The sequence below is a fragment of the Bradyrhizobium sp. BLXBL-03 genome (genome assembly GCF_051853015.1).
Lineage (GTDB): Bacteria > Pseudomonadota > Alphaproteobacteria > Rhizobiales > Xanthobacteraceae > Bradyrhizobium > Bradyrhizobium manausense.
Genome location: NZ_CP182470.1, coordinates 3583482 through 3605850, shown reverse-complemented (window position 1 = coordinate 3605850; position 22369 = coordinate 3583482). Strand labels below are relative to the sequence as shown.

Annotated in this window: 22 protein-coding genes; 18 read left to right on the top strand and 4 right to left on the bottom strand. The window is 63.1% G+C overall.

The window, feature by feature from the left end:
• Positions 1-58 precede the first annotated feature (58 nt).
• On the bottom strand, positions 59-916 hold the full coding sequence (gene fdhD, locus ACNJX9_RS17230; protein WP_439409665.1) for a formate dehydrogenase accessory sulfurtransferase FdhD: 858 nt from the start codon (positions 914-916) through the stop codon (positions 59-61).
• A 240-nt stretch (positions 917-1156) separates the two neighbouring features.
• On the opposite strand from fdhD, the gene ACNJX9_RS17225 reads away from it, so the two are divergent.
• Genes ACNJX9_RS17225 through ACNJX9_RS17165 form a run of 13 tightly spaced genes read left to right on the top strand, consistent with a single transcriptional unit; the run spans position 1157 to position 15146 of the window.
• Entirely contained in the window at positions 1157-3451 is a 2295-nt protein-coding gene (locus ACNJX9_RS17225; protein WP_439409663.1) for an FdhF/YdeP family oxidoreductase, read from the top strand.
• A 26-nt stretch (positions 3452-3477) separates the two neighbouring features.
• Positions 3478-4131, top strand: a complete 654-nt coding sequence (locus ACNJX9_RS17220; protein WP_439409661.1) for a cytochrome c3 family protein — start codon at positions 3478-3480, stop codon at positions 4129-4131.
• A complete protein-coding gene (locus tag ACNJX9_RS17215) occupies positions 4119-6971 on the top strand; it encodes a 4Fe-4S dicluster domain-containing protein (RefSeq protein ID WP_439409659.1) in 2853 nt (950 codons plus the stop codon). Before ACNJX9_RS17220 ends, ACNJX9_RS17215 begins: the two co-directional genes overlap by 13 nt.
• A complete protein-coding gene (gene nrfD, locus ACNJX9_RS17210; RefSeq protein WP_439409658.1) occupies positions 6968-8335 on the top strand; it encodes an NrfD/PsrC family molybdoenzyme membrane anchor subunit in 1368 nt (455 codons plus the stop codon). Before ACNJX9_RS17215 ends, nrfD begins: the two co-directional genes overlap by 4 nt.
• Entirely contained in the window at positions 8332-8850 is a 519-nt protein-coding gene (locus ACNJX9_RS17205; protein ID WP_439409657.1) for a DUF3341 domain-containing protein, read from the top strand. Before nrfD ends, ACNJX9_RS17205 begins: the two co-directional genes overlap by 4 nt.
• Positions 8847-9377 carry a c-type cytochrome gene (locus ACNJX9_RS17200; protein ID WP_439409656.1) on the top strand — a complete coding sequence of 177 codons (531 nt, stop codon included), beginning with the start codon at positions 8847-8849 and terminating at the stop codon, positions 9375-9377. Before ACNJX9_RS17205 ends, ACNJX9_RS17200 begins: the two co-directional genes overlap by 4 nt.
• Positions 9374-10444, top strand: a complete 1071-nt coding sequence (locus tag ACNJX9_RS17195; protein WP_439409654.1) for a hypothetical protein — start codon at positions 9374-9376, stop codon at positions 10442-10444. Before ACNJX9_RS17200 ends, ACNJX9_RS17195 begins: the two co-directional genes overlap by 4 nt.
• Positions 10434-10838, top strand: coding sequence for a hypothetical protein (locus tag ACNJX9_RS17190; RefSeq protein WP_439409653.1), 405 nt, complete (start codon positions 10434-10436; stop codon positions 10836-10838). The genes ACNJX9_RS17195 and ACNJX9_RS17190 overlap by 11 nt, the downstream gene beginning before the upstream one ends.
• Before the next feature lie 56 nt (positions 10839-10894).
• On the top strand, positions 10895-11608 hold the full coding sequence (locus tag ACNJX9_RS17185; RefSeq protein ID WP_439409652.1) for an SCO family protein: 714 nt from the start codon (positions 10895-10897) through the stop codon (positions 11606-11608).
• The gene (gene coxB / locus ACNJX9_RS17180) at positions 11605-12546 is read left to right on the top strand and encodes a cytochrome c oxidase subunit II (protein WP_439409651.1); all 942 of its coding nucleotides are present in this window, start codon (positions 11605-11607) and stop codon (positions 12544-12546) included. The genes ACNJX9_RS17185 and coxB overlap by 4 nt, the downstream gene beginning before the upstream one ends.
• A complete protein-coding gene (locus tag ACNJX9_RS17175; RefSeq protein WP_439409650.1) occupies positions 12539-14212 on the top strand; it encodes a cytochrome c oxidase subunit I in 1674 nt (557 codons plus the stop codon). Before coxB ends, ACNJX9_RS17175 begins: the two co-directional genes overlap by 8 nt.
• Positions 14209-14853 carry a cytochrome c oxidase subunit 3 family protein gene (locus tag ACNJX9_RS17170; RefSeq protein WP_439409648.1) on the top strand — a complete coding sequence of 215 codons (645 nt, stop codon included), beginning with the start codon at positions 14209-14211 and terminating at the stop codon, positions 14851-14853. The genes ACNJX9_RS17175 and ACNJX9_RS17170 overlap by 4 nt, the downstream gene beginning before the upstream one ends.
• Positions 14850-15146 carry a cytochrome C oxidase subunit IV family protein gene (locus ACNJX9_RS17165; RefSeq protein WP_439409647.1) on the top strand — a complete coding sequence of 99 codons (297 nt, stop codon included), beginning with the start codon at positions 14850-14852 and terminating at the stop codon, positions 15144-15146. The genes ACNJX9_RS17170 and ACNJX9_RS17165 overlap by 4 nt, the downstream gene beginning before the upstream one ends.
• Before the next feature lie 196 nt (positions 15147-15342).
• Here ACNJX9_RS17165 and ACNJX9_RS17160 read toward each other — a convergent pair whose 3' ends face one another.
• Positions 15343-15732, bottom strand: a complete 390-nt coding sequence (locus tag ACNJX9_RS17160; RefSeq protein ID WP_439409646.1) for a hypothetical protein — start codon at positions 15730-15732, stop codon at positions 15343-15345.
• Positions 15733-15906: 174 nt separating this feature from the next.
• Here ACNJX9_RS17160 and ACNJX9_RS17155 point away from each other — a divergent pair, with 174 nt between their 5' ends.
• From ACNJX9_RS17155 to ACNJX9_RS17135, 5 genes are all read left to right on the top strand, one after another.
• Complete coding sequence (locus tag ACNJX9_RS17155; RefSeq protein WP_439409645.1) at positions 15907-18261, top strand: membrane-bound PQQ-dependent dehydrogenase, glucose/quinate/shikimate family; 2355 nt, start codon at positions 15907-15909, stop codon at positions 18259-18261.
• A 209-nt stretch (positions 18262-18470) separates the two neighbouring features.
• Positions 18471-18872, top strand: coding sequence for an RNA polymerase sigma factor region1.1 domain-containing protein (locus ACNJX9_RS17150; RefSeq protein WP_439409644.1), 402 nt, complete (start codon positions 18471-18473; stop codon positions 18870-18872).
• 503 nt (positions 18873-19375) lie between these two features.
• Positions 19376-19687 carry a hypothetical protein gene (locus ACNJX9_RS17145; RefSeq protein ID WP_439409643.1) on the top strand — a complete coding sequence of 104 codons (312 nt, stop codon included), beginning with the start codon at positions 19376-19378 and terminating at the stop codon, positions 19685-19687.
• A gap of 531 nt (positions 19688-20218) precedes the next feature.
• On the top strand, positions 20219-20431 hold the full coding sequence (locus tag ACNJX9_RS17140) for a hypothetical protein (protein ID WP_439409642.1): 213 nt from the start codon (positions 20219-20221) through the stop codon (positions 20429-20431).
• Between the two features lie 48 nt (positions 20432-20479).
• On the top strand, positions 20480-20686 hold the full coding sequence (locus ACNJX9_RS17135; RefSeq protein ID WP_439409641.1) for a hypothetical protein: 207 nt from the start codon (positions 20480-20482) through the stop codon (positions 20684-20686).
• A 15-nt stretch (positions 20687-20701) separates the two neighbouring features.
• Here the strand turns inward: ACNJX9_RS17135 and ACNJX9_RS17130 are convergent, their stop codons facing one another.
• Together ACNJX9_RS17130 and ACNJX9_RS17125 are read right to left on the bottom strand one after the other, a co-directional pair.
• Complete coding sequence (locus tag ACNJX9_RS17130; RefSeq protein WP_439409640.1) at positions 20702-21805, bottom strand: S1C family serine protease; 1104 nt, start codon at positions 21803-21805, stop codon at positions 20702-20704.
• Positions 21806-21905: 100 nt separating this feature from the next.
• Positions 21906-22340 (bottom strand): hypothetical protein, encoded by a 435-nt coding sequence (locus ACNJX9_RS17125; RefSeq protein WP_439409638.1) that lies wholly within the window; start codon positions 22338-22340, stop codon positions 21906-21908.
• Between the last annotated feature and the right edge of the window lie 29 nt (positions 22341-22369).

Genomic DNA, 22369 nt, shown 5'->3' with positions numbered 1-22369 from the left:
GGGATACAAGGTCGGTACGAAAGCGCACGAAGGCGCCAACGTCCCTACGCTGCTCGATTCAGTTGGACTGGGATCCAGGGGCAGCGAGCTCGACAGCAGCGGAAACGCGCGCGCGCTCTTCAAACATCAGTCGACTGGCGTGGCTGAAAATTTCGTAGCCATCGTCGCGCGCGACCGCAACGAGCGTGACGCCGGCCCGCTCGGCGGTCTCGATCGCCAGTGAAGTTGGCGCGGACACGGCGACGAGGAGCGGCGCACCCATTCGGGCGGTTTTCTGCACCAGTTCGACCGAGACCCGACTGGTCATGAGAACAGCGCCCTGCGCCGTCTCCAGACCGGCCCTGGCCACCGCACCAGCGAGTTTATCGAGCGCATTGTGGCGTCCGACATCTTCTCTGGCCAGTCGGACGTCATCGCCGTCCCAGAAAGCCGCGGCGTGCATCGCACCCGTCGCCTGATGATGTGGCTGAAGTGACCGCAATGAGCGCATTGCCTTCAGAATGCCGAAGGGACGAAATCCAGCTTGCGTGGATATGAGCGCGGGCTGCGCACAGGCCTGCTCAAGACTTTCAACCCCGCACAAACCGCAGCCGACTGGGCCAACCATCGCTCTCCGCCTATTGGCGAGGCGACTGGCGTCCGCATCTCGGAGCCAGATGCGCACTTCGCATCCGAGTTCGAGTTCGACAAGCTCGATGCTGACGATATCCTTGCGGCCCGCCACGATACCCTCGCTCAAGCTAAAGCCGATACCGAAGTCGACGAGGTCGACGGGCGAGGCCATCATCACCGCATAAGTCGAGCCGTTATAGGTGAACGCTATCGGACACTCTTCCGCGACCCTTCGCGAGGACGGTATGGGATCGCCCCCCCGCCACAGCAGTTCCGGTTTGTCTAGGCTGCAGCGATCATTCATGGCCGGCTCCGGGACAGTGTCTGAGCAACCCCTGCCGCCCACCACAGTTCCCCCGATATTCATGTTCGCTTACGGGCCTACGCGTAACCTGATCAACGTGTTGCGACAGCTAAATCTTTGTACGTTAGCGGGCGGACTATCGCTCGCGAACATCCGGCCGCTTCACGCGCCGAGGAACCTGCATGACCAACATACGTTGGCGATGCGTTGGCTGGGTGGGTTCCAAAGAGAAGCAAGATCATGGCGCGACCAAACGAAGCCGGTGACGAAAATGCCGAGACGGTTCACTACGATGGTCCAGCCGGCGGATGGGGCTCTCTCGAGGGGATCGCGCGCATCTTCGGCAAAGAGTGGGACTCGCCGGCTGCGTTAAATACCCTCCGTCGGCAAAATAAGCCGAAGGGCTTCATGTGTGTCTCGTGCTCTTGGGCAAAGCCGGCGGACTACCACACCTTCGAATTCTGCGAGAACGGCGCCAAGGCGACGCTATGGGAGCTGACCTCCCGGCGCTGCACGCCGGAATTCTTTGCAGAACACACGGTGACAGAGTTGCTCTCATGGAAGGATTACGATCTCGAGCAGCAGGGTCGCCTGACAGATCCGCTGCGTTACGACAGTGCCACTGACAAATATGTGACCTGCTCCTGGGATGAATCGTTTCAGGGCATCAGTTCCCAACTGAAGGCGCTCGATCCTAAGTCGGTCGTGTTCTATTCATCGGGCCGCGCCAGCCTTGAAACTTCCTACCTCTATGCCCTGTTCGCGCGGGTTTACGGCAACAACAACCTGCCTGACAGTTCGAACATGTGCCACGAAACGACGTCCGTCGCGCTCAAAAAGCTGATTGGCGCCGGCGTTGGAACTGTGGTCTTCGACGACCTCAGCAACTGCGATGCAATGTTCTTCTTCGGGCAGAATACTGGATCGAACAGCCCGCGCTTCCTGCACCCACTCCAGGACGCGGCTAAGCGCGGTGTCCAGATCATCACCTTCAATCCTGTGCGCGAAAAGGGCCTCGAATTCTTCATCAATCCCCAAAATCCGACGGAGATGCTGACCGGAAAAACTACCCAGATCAGCAGCCAGTACCACCAGGTGAAGGTCGGTGGCGATATCGCCGTCATCGTCGGAATCTGCAAGCATGTCTTCGCCGCGGACGACGCGGCCAAGCATCAAGGCAAGCGGGTCATCGATGCTCCCTTCATCGAGCAGCACACGCACGGTTTCGAAGACTTCGAGGCCAAAGTCCGAGCGACTTCCTGGGAGGAAATCGAAGCCGCTTCTGGCCTGAGCCGAGCGGTCATCGAGGGGGCCGCGCAGGTCTATGTCGACGCAGACCGCGTGATCGGCATCTATGGGATGGGCCTGACCCAGCACGTGCACGGATTCCAGAACGTGGCGATGCTCGTCAACATGCTGCTTCTGAAGGGAAACATCGGGCGAGACGGCACCGGGATCTCGCCGGTGCGTGGGCATTCTAATGTGCAGGGTCAGCGCACCGTCGGCATCTCGGAAAAGCCTGAACTTGTCCCCCTCGACAAATACGCCAAGCAGTTCGGGTTCGAGCCACCGCGCGAGAAGGGCTTGAATACCGTTGAAGCGTGCGAAGGCGTTCTCGCCGGGAAGGTCAGGGCCTTCGTCGGATTAGGTGGAAACTTCGTGCGAGCCATTCCCGAGCGGTCGAAGATGGAAGAGGCTTGGCGCGGTTTGGACCTGACTGTTCAGATTGCGACCAAGCTCAACCGCAGCCACCTCGTACACGGCAAAGCCGCCTATCTGCTGCCGTGCCTTGGCCGGACCGAGGAGGATCTGCAGGCAAGCGGGCAGCAAGCCGTGACTATCGAGGACACTTTCAGTTGCATTCAGGGCTCGATCGGGCTGCGCAAGGCAGCAAGCGAGCATCTCAAATCCGAGGTGGCCATCGTCGCTGGGCTCGCCAAGGCGACCCTGGCCCCCAATCCGAAGCTCAAATGGGATGAATGGGTCGGCAATTACGATCTCATCCGCAACGAGATCGCCGAGACTTATCCGGACGAATTTCACGACTTCAACGCGCGGATGTTCACGCCCGGCGGATTCTATCGCGGCAATTCGGCCCGCGAACGGATCTGGAAGACTGAAACCGGCAAGGCCGAGTTTACTGCCCCGGAGACGCTCAGTTCGACCGGCTTTTCTGATGCGCCCGGGCGCTTCCGACTGCTGACCATGCGCAGCAACGACCAGTTCAATACGACGATTTACGGCTACAGCGATCGGATGCGGGGCATCGAGGGCACCAGAGACGTGCTGTTGATGAACCCGGACGAAATCGCGCGCGCCGGCCTCCAGGAAGGGCAGATGGTCTCGCTGGTCAGTGACGCCGAGGATGGTGTCACGCGAGAGGTCGGTCCCCTCAAGGTAACGCCGTTCAAGCTGCCTGACGGCTGCGTCGGCGCCTACTATCCGGAAATGAACCCGCTTATCCCGCTGTCTCACCACGACATACATTCGAAGACGCCGGCCGCAAAATCAGTTCCTGTGCGAATCCGCGCGTGAACGTCTTAGCGCGGCTGGGGCGATAAATGCAGCTCTTTCGTCCCGGCGCAAACACGATTGCGATCTTGATCATGGCGGCGATTGGAGCAGCGCCGGTGCTTGCGGTTGGACTGTCCTACGAGGTGATGCGATCACCCTATGTCACTAACCAGAACATCACCCGGAATCAGCCGGTGCCGTTCAGCCATGAGCATCACGTTTCCGGTCTCGGACTCGATTGCCGCTATTGCCACACCTCCGTGGAGAAGGCGCGCTTTGCCGGCATTCCTCCGACCGAGACTTGCATGACCTGTCATTCGCAGATCTGGACCAATGCGCAGATGCTGGCGCCGGTACGGGAGAGCCTTGCCAAAAACAAGCCGATGGCGTGGACGCGCGTCAACCGGCTTCCGGACTATGTCTATTTTGATCATTCGATCCACGTCGCAAAAGGAGTGGGATGCACCACCTGTCATGGTGACGTCGGACAGATGCGGCTGACGCGACCAGCAGCTCCTCTTACGATGCAATGGTGCCTCGACTGCCATCGCAACCCTGAGCCTCACTTGCGTCCTCGCGAGGCGGTTTTCGAGCCGAAATGGCAGCCGCCCAAGGACCAGGCCGAGGTCGGGTCGAAGCTTGTTGCAGCCTATCACATCAACACCGGCCATTTGACGGACTGCACCATATGCCACCGCTGAAGGAATTGCCGACGCGGCCAGAACCAACTCGGCGCAGCAAGCTGAACAGACGCCAAGCGCTCAGCCTGCTCGCGACCGGCATGGCGAGTAGCCTGGCGGCTTGCAGCAAGCCGGATGAGCACATCCTGCCCTATGTCAAAATGCCGGAGAGCATCGTTCCCGGCGAACCGCTGAAATTTGCCACCACGCTCGGGCTTGCGGGAATCGGGCGCGGCGTCATCGTGACCGCGATCGACGGCCGTCCGATCAAGGTGGAAGGCAACCCGCGTCATCCCGGCAGTCTCGGCGCCACCGACGTTTTCGCCGAGGCCGCCGTGCTGTCCCTCTACGATCCGGACCGGTCGCGCACCATTCTGCGCGATGGCGCAATCGCCTCGCGCGAAGCGCTGCAGGGCGCACTCGTTACTCAGCTCGCCGACGCCCGCAACCGCCAGGGCGACGGCCTGCGCCTGCTGACAAGCCGCACCACGTCGCCGACCGTTCTCCGCCAGATCGACGCCCTGCTCCAGGCGTTCCCCGCGGCGGCGTGGCACGCCTACGAGCCGACCGACGACGACAACGCGCGCGAGGGCAGCCAGCTTGCCCATGGCCGGCCCCTTCACGCCGTGACCGATCTCGCCAAGGCGCGAGTAATCGTCGCGCTCGATGCCGATCCCATCGGACACGGGCCCGACCAGATACGAAACGGCCGCGGCTTCGCTATGGGCCGAAGCGAGGCCAACAGCTTTTCGCGTCTCTATTGCCTCGAAAGCGCTTTCACGCTGACGGGTGCGAAGGCCGACGAACGGCTTGCGCTGCACCCAGACGCCATCGAGCGCTTCGCGATGAGCCTCGCGGGAGAGCTTGGTGCAGCTCGAGGTACGGGCGAACTTCCCGATCGCCAACGCGAGCTGCTCCGCAAGATTTCGGCGGACCTCGGCGCACACAAGGGCGAAGCGGTCGTCATGGTCGGACCGACCATGTCGGCGGAGGTGCATGCGCTGGCCCATTGGATCAACGCGCAGATCAATGCGCCGGTTCGTCTCATCGAGCCGATTGATCGCACGCCGTCAGGCAGGCAGGCCGACACGCTCGAACAGCTCGCGGGCGATCTCGTCGCGGGGCGCGTCCGCCAGCTCATCATCGTCGGCGCGAACCCGGTCTACGACGCGCCCGCCGATCTGCAGTTCGGGGCGCGGGTACAGCGAGCGCCGTTCCGGCTGCACATGGGGGAGTATATCGACGAGACCGCGGCCCTCGCAACCTGGCACGTGCCGCAGCACCATCCGCTCGAAGCCTGGTCGGACCTGCGCGCCAGCGACGGCACTGCGAGCATCGTCCAGCCCTTGATCCGGCCGCTCTACGGCAGCTACGGCGTCCACGAGCTGCTGGCCTGGCTCACCGGGGAGCAGGATGCGAGCGCGTATGATCTGGTGCGGCAGACCTGGCAAGGCGCGGCTTCCGGCGACTTTGAGGCGTGGTGGCAGCGCGCGCTGCACGACGGCCTCATTGGCGGCACAATCGCCGCAGCCGTCGCGCTCGCTGCCCCCCCGCAACCGCCCATGCCAAGCGGCGAAGCGCAGGACGCTCACGCCGGAGACATCACCCTTGTCTTGCGCCCCGATCCCTGCCTGTGGGACGGCTCATTCGCCAACAATGCGTGGCTGCAGGAATGCCCGAAACCGCTGACCAAGCAGGTCTGGGGCAATGCGCTCGCGCTGCATCCCGAAGACGCGGCCAAGCTCGGGGTTGCCTCCGGCGATATCGTCACGATCGGTGCCGGCGACCGTACGCTCGATGTGCCCGTTCTGACCGAACCGGGGGCCGCCGCCGGGGTCGGCACGCTCACGCTCGGCGCAGGTCGGCACAAGGCGGGCGCGATCGGTGACGGCGTCGGCGCCAATGCCTATGCGCTGAGAAGCGCCGAGCATCGCTGGCGCGTTCCGGGCGTCTCGGTCAAGCGGACCGGACGCCGGGAGCCGATCCTCACCACGCAGAACGTGGTGCGAACGCCCGACGATGTCCGCGAACTCTATCCATTGTACCAGCTCGGCCATACGCCAGCCGCGGCGGCTTCGGACGACACGCCGAGCCTAATGCCGCACAGCGTCGGAGCAAGCGATGGCCACGCCTGGGCGATGGTGATCGATACGTCGGTTTGCATCGGATGCAACGCCTGCGTGGTGTCGTGCCAGTCCGAGAACAATGTTCCCGTGGTGGGGCCAGAGCAGATCGCGATGGGGCGCGACATGCACTGGATGCGGGTGGATGTCTACGATCACGGCGCCGCGACCGGATTACCGCTCGGCTTTCAACCGGTGCCCTGCATGCATTGCGAGCATGCGCCATGCGAGCCGGTCTGCCCGGTCGCGGCCTCCGTCCACGATCATGAAGGCCTGAACGCGCAAGTCTACAATCGCTGTATCGGGACCCGTTTCTGCGAGGCGAACTGCCCGTACAAGGTCCGGCGCTTCAATTTCTTCGGCTACGCCGACGGCGAGGAATACGCCAATCTCGGCGCGGACTCCTATCGCGGGCAGAAGAATCCGGAGGTGACCGTTCGCGCCCGCGGCGTCATGGAAAAGTGCACCTACTGTGTCCAGAGGATCAGTGCGGCGCGGCGCAGCGCGGAGCGCGAGAATCGTGCGCTCGGTCCGGACGATGTGCGCACCGCCTGCCAGAACGCCTGCCCGACACGTGCCATCAGCTTCGGGGACCTGAACCAGGCTGAGGCCGAAATCAACCGCGGCAAGGCCGACCCGCGTCACTATGCCCTGCTCGGTCACCTCGGCACGCGTCCGCGCACTACTTATTTGGCCGACCTGCGCAACCCCGCGCCTTCCGCGGAGGGGCGGACATGAGCGACGTCCTTGCGCCGCGACAGCCGCCCGCGCATCGCTGGATTTCGGCGGAGCGCGCCGACGACGTCGCGATCACCCAAGCCATCGCCGACCCGCTGTTCACCGGGTTCGGCAAGCGATGGTGGCTCGCGCTCCTCGCCACCATTCCCTTCGTGCTCTGGCTGCTGGTCGCGATCGTCTGGCTGTTCTATCGCGGCATCGGCATATGGGGCATCAACTCCACCATCGTATGGGGCGTTGCCATCGCCAACTACGTCTGGTGGATCGGCATCGGCAACGCCGGAACCCTGATCTCGGCGATGCTGCTGCTGACGCGGCAGCGATGGCGCGCTTCGATCAACCGCTTCGCGGAAGCCATGACGCTGTTCGCGGTTGCGATCGCCGGGCTTATGCCGATCATCCATCTAGGCCGGCCGATTTACGCGTACTGGCTCGCCCCCTATCCGAACACGATGGCCCTGTGGCCGCAATGGCGCAGCGCGCTGGTCTGGGACTTCTGGGCCATCGTCAGCTATCTGCTGTTCTCGATCCTGTTCTGGTACGTCAGCCTGATCCCCGACCTCGCCACCATGCGCGACCGCGCGCCGCGCCGGGGAGCCCAGCTTCTCTACGGCGCGTTCGCGCTGGGCTGGCGCGGCTCGGTGCGCGAATGGTCGCGCCTCCAGACGCTCCACACAACGATGGCTGCGCTCGGCGTGCCGCTGGTCTGTTCGGTTCATTCGATCGTCGGCCTCGACTTCGCCGCCAGCCTCATGCCCGGCTGGCAGGAGAGCATCTTCCCGCCCTATTTCGTGGTCGGCGCGATGTATTCCGGCTTCGCGATGGTGGTCGTGCTCGCAGCGGGGATCCGGTGGGGGCTCAGCCTCCAGGCCATCATCACGCCCCGGCATTTCGACGCGATGGCCCGCATCCTGCTGATGGCCTCCATCGTGATGTTCTATTCCTATGCGACCGAGTGGTTCATGGGTTGGTATGGCGGCGAGCACGCCGACCGCGCCGTCGTGCAGTTCGAATTCACCGGCACCTACGCGCCGCTGTACTGGGCGCTCCTGGCCTGCAACTGCCTGGTACCGCAGCTCCTTTGGTGGCCGTTCGCGCGACAGTCGCTGCCGGTACTCATTCTTGTGGCCATCGCGATCAACATCGGAATGTGGCTCGAGCGTATCCTGATCGTCTGGAACACGCTGTCGCACGGCTACATGCCTTCGCTCTGGCGCAGCTTCCATTTCACGTTCTGGGACTGGAGTTTCCTGATCGCGCCGCTCGGCCTCTTTGCCTTCCTGTTCCTGCTGTTCATGCGGCTGATTCCGGGCGTGTCGATGTTCGACATGCGCGAGCTCGCTCACGAGGAGGCCGCCGCATGACCGCGACGCTGGTGGCGCAGTTCCTCGACGCCGAAAGGCTGCGAGCGGCGCTGCGGCGCGTGAAGAGCACGGGTCATGCCACGTTGGACGCCTTCACCCCCTACCCGATCGACGGGCTGGCCGAACAGCTCGGCGTCGCGCGCTCGCGCATCAGACTTGCGATGCTGATCGGCGGGCTCACGACCGCGGCTTTCGCCTTCGGCCTGCAATGGTACAGCGCCGTGATCGATTATCCGATCGACAGCGGTGGGCGGCCGCTCAATTCCTGGCAGGTCTTCCTGCTCGTGCCGTTCGAGGTCGGTGTCTTCGCCGCCGCCCTTGCCGGCGTGATCGCCTTTCTCCGATCGTGCCGCCTGCCGCGGCTGCACGATGCGCTGTTCGAGATTCCGGGCTTCGAGCGCGCAACGCAGGATCGCTACGTCCTCGTCGTCGCGTCCGAGGCCGATCCCAACGACTTGCGGACGGTGCTCACCGAAGCCGGCGCCGTCGTGGTGACGGAGCTGCGCACGCCATGACGATCCGCCGGCTGCTCTGTGTGGTGATGCTCGCGGCTGCGCTCGGCGGCTGCGGCGATCACTCGATGACGCAGCAGAACCGCTACGGCACGTTTACCAAGGCAGCGCTGTTCAAGGACGGGACCGAAGCCCAGATTCCCCCGAAGGGCGCGATCGCGCAGGGCGAGCTCGATCGCGCGCAGCAGATCGCGATGCCGCCCGCCGTTGACATTGCACTGCTGGCGCGCGGCCGCGAACGTTTCGGCATCTACTGTTCGCCCTGTCACGGGCTTTCCGGCTACGGCGACGGCATGATCGTGCAGCGCGGCTTTCCCGCCCCGCCCTCGTTTCACTCGAGCCGCCTCCGGCAGGCCGACGCCCGGCACTTCTTCGACGTGATCACCGACGGGTACGGCGCGATGTATTCCTATGCGGCCCGAGTGGAGACGCACGACCGCTGGGCCATCATCGCCTATATCCGCGCGCTTCAGCAGTCGCAGCAGACCGATGTGGCCGAGGTCCCGCAGCTGAGGAGCAAGCTGCCATGATCGCGGCACTGCATCGGCAGACCCTCGCCGCAGTGGGCAACCGGCATACGGCGGCTGGGCTTGCGTTGCTGACACTTACGGCCCCCTTGGTACTCTTTCTGGGGCGGCTGGGTGTTTATCCGCCTCTGCTGCAGGGCTGGTTGCTGGCTTTCGCCATCTGGAGCTGCGTCCCGGTCGGCAGCATGAATCTGCTGCTCATCCACCGGCTGACCGGCGGGGTCTGGGGGATCGCCGCTGCACCGGTCCTGCGTCCCCTCGCCGCCATGATGCCCCTCGTTGCGATCGCGTTCGTCCCCGTCCTCGGCGCTCTGCCGTTGATCTATCCGTGGGCCGTGAAACCCGGCGAAATCAAGCCGGACGTCGCGGTTTGGTATCTGAGCCAGACGTCATTCATCCTGCGGGCGGTGGTCACCCTGGCGGGGTGGTCGGTTCTTGCGGTGATCTTTGCGTCCGGTCTCGGCGGGCGGCTGCTGGCCGGGCTCGGCCTCGCCTTCTTCGGGCTCACCATCAGCATGGTCGCGGTGGACTGGTTTCTGTCGATCGAACCCCATTACGTGTCCACCGCTTTCGCGTCGATGATCGCGATCCAGCAGTTGCTTGCGGCTCTCGCCGTGCTGGGCGTTGTCGGGATCGGGAATGTGGGAGGCCGGGCAAGGAGTGACATTGGCAAGCTGCTGATGGCGACGCTGCTGGGCGTCGTCTATCTCGCCTACATGACATTCGTCGTGGCCTGGTATGGCGATCTGCCCCACAAGGCCGAATGGTTCCTCAAGCGCGGCACCGACATATGGGCTGCAGTTCTGATGGCGACCTTTCTTATTGGCGCGGTTCTGCCGTTCACGATGCTTCTGTTCGCGGACGTGCGCGCCAGCCGCGCCGGCCTGCGTGCAGTTGGTGTTCTCCTGCTGCTCGGGACCGGCCTGCACTTCGCCTGGCTGATCCTGCCTGCTTTCGCCCGGCAGCCCGCCGTTGCCCTCGCCGGCCTTGGTTCGCTCGTCATCCTGACCGCTTCTTCCGTGCTGTTCGGTCGAGGCATCACATACGCATGGGGGCGCCATGCCGGCTGAGGAGATGGGACATCGCGCGCTACCGCAACCGGCCGATGTTGACAACCGCGTTGTGCTGGCAGTCGTCGGCGGCTTCCTGCTGTTCGTGGCGGCGGCGATCGCAGGACTCCTGCTGTTTCTGAATGCGCAGGTGCCAAGCGACTTCGTTCCGCGCGTCGAGCGGCGGTTTCCAGCGCCGGAGCTGCAGACGTCTCCGCAGACCGACCTCGCGCGGTTCGAGGCCGAGCAGCAGGCCCGGCTTTCGGGTTATGCCTGGGTGAATCGCGACCATAACCAGGCGCGCATCCCTATCGACGAGGCGATGCAGCTCGTCGCGGCCCGCGGCGCGCGCGCCTATGACGCGGTCGAGGTCCACCCCGATCAGCCGCCCACTGCGAGCGGAGGCAAGCCATGAGGCGGGCTCTCCTCGTTCTCGCGCTGGTGCTATGGCCGGCGCTCGCGCAGGCTGGATTGACCGAGCAGGAGATCGGGCGCGTCGCCTTCGACCCGCCGGCCGATGCACATGTTCCGCTCGCCTTGCCATTCACCAATCTTGACGGCCATGCCGTTTCGGTTCGCGATGCGATCGACGGCCGCCCGACGCTGCTGATCCCCGCCGACTTCACCTGCCGGCAGATCTGCGGGCCGGCGCTGACGATCGCCAGCTCTGCCTTGCGGCAGACCGGCCTTGCCGCAGGACGCGACTACAGCCTCATCATCGTCGGGATCGACCCGCGCGACAGCCGCGATGACGCGCGGCGCTTCACGGAGGGACAGACCGGCCAGGCCGGGACAGCGGTCCTGACCGGAACGTCGGACACGATCCGCACGCTGCTCGACAGCATCGGTTATCACACGGCGGTGGACCGCAGCCGCGACGCCATCGCGCATCCGGCGGCGTTCGTCACGCTCGCACCGGACGGCCGAGTCGTTCGGGCGCTCTCCAGCCTGGCGCTGCAGCCCGGCGATCTGCGCCTCGCGCTGCTCGAGGCCGGCAACGGCCGCATCGGCGGGCTCCCTGGCCGGATCGCGCTGCTGTGCTACGGCTTCGATGCGGTACACGGCATCTATACCAGCAGGATCGCCGCGATCCTGCAGCTTCTCGGCGCCACAACGATCGCCGCCATGGCCGGGCTGATCGGGCTGTTGCTGGTGCGCGGCAAACGACGCGGAGCTTCGGCATGAACTCGCCGTTCAGCCTGCCGGAGGCCAGCACGCACGCCGTCACGGTCGATCACATCTTCTACCTCCTGCTGGCGCTGTCCGCTGCGACCGTCGTGCTGGTGTTCGGGCTGATCCTGCTGTTCGCCGTGCGCTACCGGCGCGGATCGAAGGCCAAGCGCGGTCCGATGCCCGAAATTCTCAGCCGCGAGCTCGAAATCGGCTGGACGCTCGCGACGCTCCTCACCTTCGCCTTCCTGTTCTGGTGGGCCTCCTCCGCCGATCTCAGCAGCCTCGCTGCGCCGTCGAACGCGTTGGAGATCCACGTGGTCGCGAAGCAGTGGATGTGGAAGACGCAGCATCCGGGCGGCGCCCGCGAGATCAACGCCCTGCATGTGCCGCTGGATCGACCAGTCCATCTCATGATGACTTCGCAGGACGTGATCCATTCCTTCTTCGTGCCGGCGTTCCGGGTCAAGAAGGACGTGCTGCCCGGTCGTGACACCGATATCTGGTTTCAGGCGAGCAAGAGCGGCACGTTCCCACTTCTGTGCGCCGAATATTGCGGCACCAACCATTCGATGATGCGAGGCAAGATCGTGGTCATGCGCCAGGATGACTACGCCCGGTGGTTGACCCAGCAACCTGAAGGCGACGACCTCGCGCATGAGGGCGCCAAGCTGTTCGTGTCTCAAGGATGTGCGGGTTGCCACGCGACCTCGTCCAACGTTCACGCACCGCGTATGGCGGGCCTCTATGGCAGCGCGGTGCAACTGGCGGACGGTCGCACCGTTTCCGCCGACGACGCCTATATCCGCGATTCGATCCTGCAGCCGAAGCGCGACGTCGTGGCCGGCTTCGAGCCGATCATGCCGAGCTTCAAGGGGCTGCTCGATGACGGCGAGATCCAGAGCCTGACCGCCTATATCCGCTCGCTCGGGGAGGAGCAGCAAAATGACTGACGCCCTGCTCGCCGGAGAGCTGCCGCTGCCGCCGCGCCCGGACTATCTCCGCCACAGTTCCACGATCCGGTCCTGGCTTGCCACCACCGACCACAAGCGCATCGCGATCCTCTACGCCGTGACCATCACGGTCTTCTTCTTCCTGGGCGGCGCTGCGATCACGGCCGTGCGTCTCGAACTGTTTCAGCCGAACGGCTGGCTGATGACTTCGGACAGCTACAACAAGCTGTTCTCGTTCCACGGCATCATCATGGTCTGGTTCTTCCTGGTGCCGTCGATCCCTAACACGTTCGGCAACTTCCTGCTGCCGCTGATGATCGGGGCGCCGGACGTCGCCTTCCCGCGTCTCAATCTGTTCAGCTGGTACCTGACCATCGCGGCTGGCGGGTTCACCGTCTACGCCCTCGTCGCCGGCGGCGTCGACACCGGCTGGACGTTCTACACGCCCTATTCCTCGATGTTCTCCAACACCCACGTGTTTGCGGCGGCCGCCGGCGTATTCGTGGTCGGCTTCGCCAGCATAGCCACCGGCGTCAACTTCATCGCCACCACCCACATGCTGCGCGCGCCGGGCATGACCTGGTTCCGGCTGCCGCTGTTCGTCTGGGCGATCTACGCGACGTCGCTGATCATGGTGCTCGCAACGCCCGTGCTCGCGATCTCGCTGCTGCTGGTGATCGCCGAGCGGGTGTTCGGCATGCCGATCTTCGATCCCGCACGCGGCGGCGACCCGATCCTGTTCCAGCACTTGTTCTGGTTCTACTCGCACCCGGCCGTTTACATCATGGTCTTGCCAGCCATGGGCGTTGTGTCCGAGATCATTCCCTGTTTCGCGAGACGGCGGATCTTCGGATACGACTTCATGGTCTACGCCATGCTTGCGATCGCCGGCGTCGGCTTCTTCGTCTGGGGGCACCACATGTTCGTATCCGGGCAGTCGGCCCTGGCGAGCCTGGTGTTCTCCTTCCTCTCCTTCATCATCGCGGTGCCCTCCGCCATCAAGGTCTTCAACTGGACCGCCTCGCTCTATCGCGGCCAAATCAGCTTCGAATCTCCGATGCTCTATGCGCTCGGCTTCGTCGGACTGTTTACGACCGGCGGGCTCTCCGGACTTTTCCTAGCCTCGATCCCGGTCGATATCCATGTGACCGATACCTATTTCGTGGTTGCTCACTTCCATTACATCATGGTCGGCGGCTCTGTTTCCGCCTTTTTTGCCGGCCTGCATTTTTGGTGGCCCAAAGTGACGGGCCGGCTCTATCCGGAGAGCTGGGCGAAGTTCGCCGCCATTCTCATGTATGCCGGCTTTAATATGACGTTCCTGCCGCAATTCTTTGCCGGTTATCTCGGCATGCCCAGACGCTATCACACCTATCCGGCGGAGTTTCAGATCTACAACGTGATGTCGTCGGCCGGCGCGGCGGTGCTTGCGCTCGCCTATTTGCTACCGCTCGGCTATTTGACGTGGTCGCTCTTTTACGGCGGGAAGGCCGCCAGGAACCCGTGGGGCGCCACCGGCCTCGAATGGACCACGAGTTCGCCGCCGCCGCCCAAGAATTTCGACCGGCAGCCCCGCATCGACCGCGCTCCCTATGACTACCACGCCGAAGGCATGTCCGCCGGGACGGATGCTCCGGAAATGCAGAACGCGAGAGAAACGCGATGAGCGATGAAAGTGCACTGCTGAGAGAACCCTGGTTCGACTTCGGCCGGCAGCGCGAAGCTGGCAAGTTCGGCATCTGGGCCTTCCTGGCCAGCGAGACGCTGTTCTTTGGTGCATTGTTACTGACTTACACCGTGTGCCGGATCGAGCACCCGGACGCGTTCGCGGCCGCAGGCCGCCAAACCAATGTCTGGTACGGTACGATCAATACCGCCGTGCTGTTGACCAGCAGCCTGACGATGGCGGTCGCCGCGCAGGCGGCCGAGGAGTCTGCGCGATTGCGACGGCTTGTCCTCGCGTGTCTCATGATCACGGCGATGCTTGGTCTCGCGTTCATCGTCATCAAGGGCTTTGAATACAAGGAGGACATTGACAAGAACCTGGTACCGGGAGCCGGATTTGCATTGCCTCAGCCCGGAGCACAACTGTTTTACGGATTCTATTGGCTGGTCACGGGTGTGCACGCGATCCATCTTTCTATCGGCATTGGGCTGGTCAGCCGTTTGGTCTGGGTGCTCTACCGCCGCGAACTCCCTGCGAAGGACAATCCCGAGATCGAGGTCACGGCCTTGTATTGGCACTTGGTCGATATCGTATGGATTTTCCTCTACCCGCTCATCTACTTGCCGGGACGCGCGTCGTGAGCAGGCGAGGCGCATCAGGTGACATCAGCCGCCTATGGGTGAGGAACCTGCTGATCTGGGCCGCGCTACTCGTTCTTCTGCTGCTCAGCCTCATCGCGGCTTACATCCCCATGGGCCGCATCACGACAGCAAGCGGCATCGTCATTGCCATGGCAAAATCGACATTGGTCGTCCTGCTCTTTATGGAACTTGCCTCAGCGAAGGCTTTGATTCGCCTCGCGGCAATCTCGGGGCTTGTCTTTCTGATCGCGATGTTCGCATTGACCTTCGCTGACGTCCTCGCACGACCCTGAGCGCATGACCCACTCGGTGAGCAACTATACCGCCGGTCGGACCAAGACGCTTCGATGCAGCCAGGTCCAAAGGCAGATTCGAGGAAAAGGAGGACTTTCCGCCCTCGCGGACGTGACTGCACCAGTTCGCTTCGGGGAGGCGTGCTCGTGATGGAAGCACGGCGTAGGACGTTACCCCAGACAGGATTCAATCCCCTCACGAACTTTGAAACTCCTTCATGTCGAGCCGCAGGCCGGCTTTGCTTGCCCGATCTGTCGTGACGTAAGGCAGGCCATAGTAGCTGAGTTTCGGGCTCCACCGCCCGGTTTCACCAGGGTAAGGAAAGGCGTAGGTCCCTCCGCCGGCAGACGCTTCGCGGGATATCACGACTGCCGCAAGCTTGCCGCTGCTGTCGGAAACCAGATCGGAGACATAGCCATAACCTTGCCCCGCCTGCAGCCGCGCGTAATCATCGATGACTTTCGAAATCGAGAACTCGTGCGGCTCTGCCGGTGCCTGACCGGGATCGACAAAAAGACCGTATTCCCGCGACCTCAAATCGGAGAAACCGGCAACGACAGCTCCTTCGTGAAGCGGCCGCAGCACTCGCTTGAAGGGATCCGCGAGATGAACTCGGGCTCGTCATAGTTCGCAAACGTACTCACTTGTTGAGGAACCAAGGTATTGGGCTCGCCTTAGATCTTCAGCAAAAGTATGGGTACCGGCATGGCTCAGACGTATCGCGCAGCAGACTGGGCAGGATTCATTCTCGGAGGCGTCATGATCCTCATCGGCCTCGTACTCGGGGCCGGCGGCGCGTGGCTGCTGTGGTTGGGGGGTTCGTTCTATTATCTGCCCAGCGGACTCATGCTGATCGTCTCGGGTGTTCTGTTGGCGCGCCAGCGCGTCGAAGGCGCATGGCTTTACCTTCTCCTCTTCCTGCTCACCCTCGCATGGGCGTTCTGGGAAGTTGGCGCCAATGGGTGGGCGCTGGTCCCGCGGACGGTCGGTCCGGGTGTGTTGCTGATCTTGGTTCTGGCGCTCACCCCGAAGCTCCACCCGATCCGTCACCAATATGAACCTGCGGCGACCATCGTGGTCGGATTGCTTCTGTTGGTGGCTACCGCTTTGTTGATGACGGGGGCCTTCAGGCCGGCAAGCGCCGCACCGTCTGTGATGCCGTCGCCGACAAACGCGATGGCCGATCCTTCCCCTCTGAAGGCTGGCGCCGATTGGCCTGCCTATGGCGGCAGCTACAGCGCGCGCCGCTATTCGCCGCTCGACCAGATCAATGCGACCAACGTCGCTAAGCTCGCCAAGGTATGGACTTTCCATACCGGCGACCTGCCGACAAAGAACACGAAAGGCACCTACGGCGCGGAGAACACGCCGCTCAAGGTGGGGGATACACTCTACGTGTGCACCCCCAAGAACCTCGTTCTTGCCGTCGACGCCAAGAGCGGCAAGCAGATCTGGCGATTTGACCCGCGTGTCCCGGACGAGTTCATTCCGTACACCGCGGCTTGCCGGGGTCTCGCCTATTACGAGCTTCCGAATGCCCATCAGGACGCCGCCTGCACCCAGCGCATCATCGAAGGCACGCTCGATGCGCGCCTCATCGCGATCGATGCGAAGAACGGCAAGCGCTGCGAGACATTCGGCTATGACGGACAGGTCGACAGCGCGACGGGCGTTGGCCGCCACGATCCCGGCATGTTCGCGATCACGTCGGCGCCGACGATCGTTCGCGGCGTGATCGTCATCGGGCACGAGGTGCTCGATGGCCAAAAGCGGGACGCTCCCTCCGGTGTGATCCAGGGATACGATGCACAAACCGGCGCCTTGCGCTGGGCCTGGGACATGGTCAAGCCGGACGTAGGCGCGCCGCCGCCGATGGGACAGACCTATACCAGGGGCACGCCCAACATGTGGACGACCGCCTCCGGCGACGAGGAGCTGGGCCTCGTCTATTTGCCGCTCGGCGTTTCGGCCGTCGACTATTGGAGCAGCAGCCGCTCGGATCGCGAGAAGGAATTCGCGACGTCCCTGGTCGCGCTCGATGTCACGACCGGCAAGCCGGCCTGGCACTTCCAGACCGTGCACAATGACGTCTGGGACTACGATCTCGGCTCGCAGGCCACGCTGGTCGACTTCCCGACCGACAAGGGCGCGCCGGTACCCGCGCTCGTGCTGCCGAGCAAGCGCGGCGACATTTTCGTGCTCGACCGGCGCACTGGCAAGCCGCTGGTTGGCGTCGAGGAGAGACCCGTACCGCAAGGCGGTGTCGAGCCGGCGCAGCGCGCCAAGACCCAGCCATTCTCGCTTTACCACACACTGCGGAAAGCCGACCTCACCGAGCAAGACATGTGGGGCATGTCGCCGATCGATCAGATGATCTGCCGCATCCAGTTTCGCCGGGCAAGCTACAACGGCATCTTCACGCCGCCCACCGCGAGCCCGCACTGGATCGAATATCCGGGCTACAATGGCGGCTCCGATTGGGGCGGGATCGCCGTCGATCCCGTTCGCGACGTCATCATTGCCAACTACAACGACATGCCAAACTACAACCGGCTGGTACCACGCGACGAGGCGAATCGTCTCGGTTGGGCGCCTCGGGACCAGGCGCGCGGCGAAATCGGGGGACAAGAAGGCGCAGGCGATCCGCAGTTCGGTTCGCCCTACGCCATTAACGTGAATGCCGGGTGGCGGCTGCCCGGCACCGGATTGCTGTGCAAGCAGCCGCCCTACGGCGGAATCCGAGCGATCGATCTGAAGAGCGGTAAAACGCTCTGGGATCGTCCATTGGGAGCAGCGCGAACGAACGGACCGTTCGGCATCCCGTCGATGCTGCCGATCACAATCGGCACGCCTAATAACGGTGGTGCTGTCGTGACGGCCGGCGGGCTGATCTTCATCGCAGCGACGACCGACAATCTGATCAGGGCAATCGATATCAAAACCGGAAAAACTGTCTGGAAGGACGTGCTACCTGCCGGCGGCCAAGCCACGCCGATCACCTACGAGGCCGGCGGCCGCGAATATCTCGTCATCATGGCCGGCGGTCATCATTTCATGGAGACGCCAATCGGCGATTCCTTGATCGCCTACTCGTTACCGAGCACCGGCTCCTGACCGTTGGTGGGCAGAGGAGCTCGACGAGGCTTGGCTTGAGCTGGATGATTGTGGGGCTACTTGGGCTGGCGGCCGGTTTCATCCCCGGCACGCCTGGCAAGACGACCGTGTCGATGGGCCGATGATCGGTCCCCCACCGTACCAATCCAACGAACAAACGTTGCCGGAGTGTCGTTAAATGCCAGCAGAGGCTCTAGAAGGAATGGGATATGCAAGTCTCGAGATCGAATGGTTCCCCCGCTTCGATTTTGGAGCTGGGCCGACAGCGCGGTAAATTGAGCACAGCAGACCTCCAGGAATTGCTTCCCATCGCGTCGATGTCGAGCCTGGAGATCGCGAGAACTATCTCCGATCTGGAGGATCAAGGGATTGAGATCACGGTCGACACGGATTTGCTTGCAGGGCGGCCGCGAACGCCGACCCAATCACAGCTCGCAGCCGATCCGATACAGGTTTGCGCTGGAAAGAGCCAGACGCCGGATTGCAAGGTGGGAAATGTCTCGACCCAAGAAACTACAGACGATGCGCGCGCTGGCAGATTAGAAACCATGTCAATCGCAATCGCTGGATTAATCGTCTGTGCTGCCGGGATCTTACTCGTTTGGGCTTGAACGCGGAAAGGAGTCAAGGAAACAGCGAAAAACGCAAAAGTGACCCCGATGGCCGCCGAAACGCTGGTGAAGGCAGGTTTGCTACCGCTTGGGTTGGCAGGCGTAGCAATCACCGGGCACCCGTTCGGTTCAAAACCGCTGTCGACAGGAACACCCAGCACCAGGATGATGGTGATGGCTCTGGTCTGTAGAGCTTTCTCAGACGAGCTATACTGACGTTGTAGCCGAACCTGAGGAGGATGAGGTCAGGGGTCCTCGCTAGGGCAGCGGTTGCAAGAGGCGAAATCATTATCCACAATGATGCGTGTGATGGCGCAGGCTCGCCGACATTGCCTCACGTGAAGGCATTCCGACGGCGCTCTGCCGCAGTGATATCTCCACTCCGCGTAGGCAATCGAAGTCATCACCTCTTGAGCAACCATACCCGCGTACATTAGTTGCCAGATATGGCTTTCGTCTCATCACAGCAGCGCGCTTCGGCCGCCTCTCCACGCGTACCTCCCGTGCTCGACCCGGAAGTCCCGATCGAGACGACCGACCAACTGCGCATCGCAATTGATCAGGGCGGCGGCCGCGATAAGGTGGATGCGGCGGATCCCAGCGCGGCTCCACTCGGGACGGACGATGAAGCAGCCGGATCGCCAGAGAACGCAGCGCAGGTCCGCCTAGCTGCTGCGCAAGAGGTGCGAGGCCGGCGTGCCGCAGAGCGGCAGCGGAATTCTGGCATCGGCAGCGCCTGGTGGCTGATCGGATATTCCGTGTTTATGGCTTTGAGTATCCTCGCCTATCTGTTCTGGGCCCGAACCTCGCGCTAGGGGGTGCCGTGCTGGACTCCCATTACAGGTCCGACCGCTCCGGAAGCACCAAACATCGAAATCACCCACAATCACCCTGCCGCCACCCACGAATGAGGAAACTGTAACGAGAATCCCAGCGCCTGACGGCGATGGAGAATGAACTGGCCCAACTACCGATTTCGGCCCGGAACGAGCTGCCTGACATGATCGCCCTCTTCAACAGCGGGCGGCGGACTAAGGCTCCGAGCAGAACACTAGGCAGCTTCACCAAGCGGGCTTGCTGATCTCCGTCGAAGCGCCTGCGCAAGAGCCTGTCATCGCAACCAGTCACCTTGGAAAGTCTGCCCTGCCGGCCTGATCCGCGACTGGCAGCTGCCGGACGGACGCGCCCGCGTCCAGGCCCCCGCCAAAGGAGATGCCAACGACGTCAACGTCCTGCGAAGATTCGCCGAGGCCGTTCTTGCCGCCGAACCGAGCGCGGCGGGAGCGGCAATCAGCTATTGCGAGTCGGCTCGGACGGTGACGAGGGCATTCGTGGAGGCAGGAGCGATGGCGCTGGTCGCGATCGCCGTCCTGCTTGCGATTGCCTTGCGGCGCGTTACCGATGTCCTGCTGACGCTCATCCCGCTGCTTGTGGCCGGCACGCTCACCCTGGAGCTCTCCGTGCTGCTCGGTCCGCAGCCCAATTTTGCCGATATCGTCGCGCTTCCGCTCCTGCTCGGCGTGGGAGTGGCTTTCAAGATCTACTACATCATGGCTTGACGAGCGGGCAAAACCGGGCTGCTGCAATCGACGCTGACGCGAGCCGTGGTGTTCAGCGCCCTGACGAACGCGGCTGCGTTCGGCAGCATGTGGGCTTCCAACTACCCCGGCCTGTCGAGCATGGGAAAAATGATGGCGCTTGCGCTCGCGTGCACGATGGCGGCGGCTGTGCTGTTTCAGCCGGTGCTCATGGGGCAACCACGCCAGATCAAGCCTCATTCGGAGGTGCCGCCTCTGCGCGAGGCGGCCGAATAGCTTCAGCAAACGGCCTCATCGCCGGGCGAGCTGAGAGATGTCAGCGATGGATAAGTTGACCCTGCGGGTTCGACCTGCGCGGTCGATGGTTAGCTCGATCTGTTTGCCGATCCCCTCATCGTCAAGGATGGAAGTCAGTTCTTCCATGCTGTGGACCGGCTTGCCGTTCGCTTCGGTGATGACATCCCTGATCAGTCCACCCTCGCTCACGCCTTCAATTCCGGCCTGTGCGGCCGGAGAGCCCGGTAGCGTTCGGAGGATGATCACACCGTCAATTCCGAGGCTTGTGGCTTCCTCCTGTTTTGCTGCCACGACGCCGATGCCCGCCAGCGGGACATGTCCGTTGCGGATCAACTCGGCCGCAACCCGATTCACGATGTCGACGGGGATGGCGAATCCGATTCCCGCCGAAGCACCGGAGCCGGAGAGAATAGCACTGTTCACCCCGATCAGCCGGCCGGCGCTGTCGAGCAGCGCACCGCCGGAATTTCCCGGATTGATCGGTGCGTCGGTCTGTATCATCCCCTTGACCTCGCGGGCAGTGACCGACGGCAGTCTGCGACCGAGCGCACTCACGATCCCTGAGGTCAAGGTCTGGTCGAGACCATAGGGGTTTCCGATCGCAAACGTGCTTTGGCCTACCTGCAGATCGGCCGAGCGGCCAACAGCGATGGGATGTAGCGGCGAGTTGGGCCGCTCCAGCTGAAGAACGGCGAGGTCGTAATTTGGCGCCGCGCCCACGACACGCGCTGCGACGAATTCGCCGGATGTGAGACGAACTCCGATCTGTGCGGTGCCATTGATGACGTGATTGTTAGTGATCACGTGCCCCGCAAGGTCCCATACGATGCCCGAACCGGACTGGACTACGCTTTCCTGTTCGTCGGAGAGCATCGATGCGCTAGGCGTGCCGCGAGCGAACACGTGGACGACCGAAGGGGACACGGTCTTGAACAGCCGGACCGTCGCCTGCTCGCTTGCAGCGAGGTCGGCCCGGGGTGTGACAGTGCGTGGAGCAGAAGCGGAGAACCACAGCGCCGACACAAAGGGCTGCATCACCCAGATGGTTGCCAAGGCCAGCAACCAAACGATGGCCAAACGCAGAAAACGAACGGGCACCCTGACGCCTCCTTGCCCGCATCTCAATCTCAGGGCACCCTGATCGTTCCTTGCGGCCGTTCAGAACGGCGCGCCGCGCGTTGGCCGCGCCGGAAGCGGCTTACTTCTGCGGGCCGGAACTGTTGGAACTCGCCCCCCCAGAGCCCGAATTGCCCGGCGTTGCGCCATTGGCGCCCGATCCCACAGTTCCCGCATTTGAACTGCCTCCCGTCATGGCTTCGAACACCGACATGCCATGCGGACCAATGGTCATGACCACGGGATTACCATCCTTGGATTTCGCCTGCACCACAAAGGACTCGGCCACGACCTTCACATCGGTAAAGCCTGCGCTTTGCAGATCCTTCCTGATGCTCTCGATCGCCGCCTTATTCTCCATGTTGCCATTGCTCGGGGCAGTGTCGCTCGGGCTCTTCTGGTCGTTGGCGGCGGAAGCCGCATCAAGCTGGGAGCTATTGGCCGGCGCCGCGGTTTGAGCAAACGCCGGGATTGCAAGGCAGGTGAACAGCGCTGCTGTAGCGACGAAGGTTCTCATCAGACTTCTCCTGGATTGTTCTTTGGCCC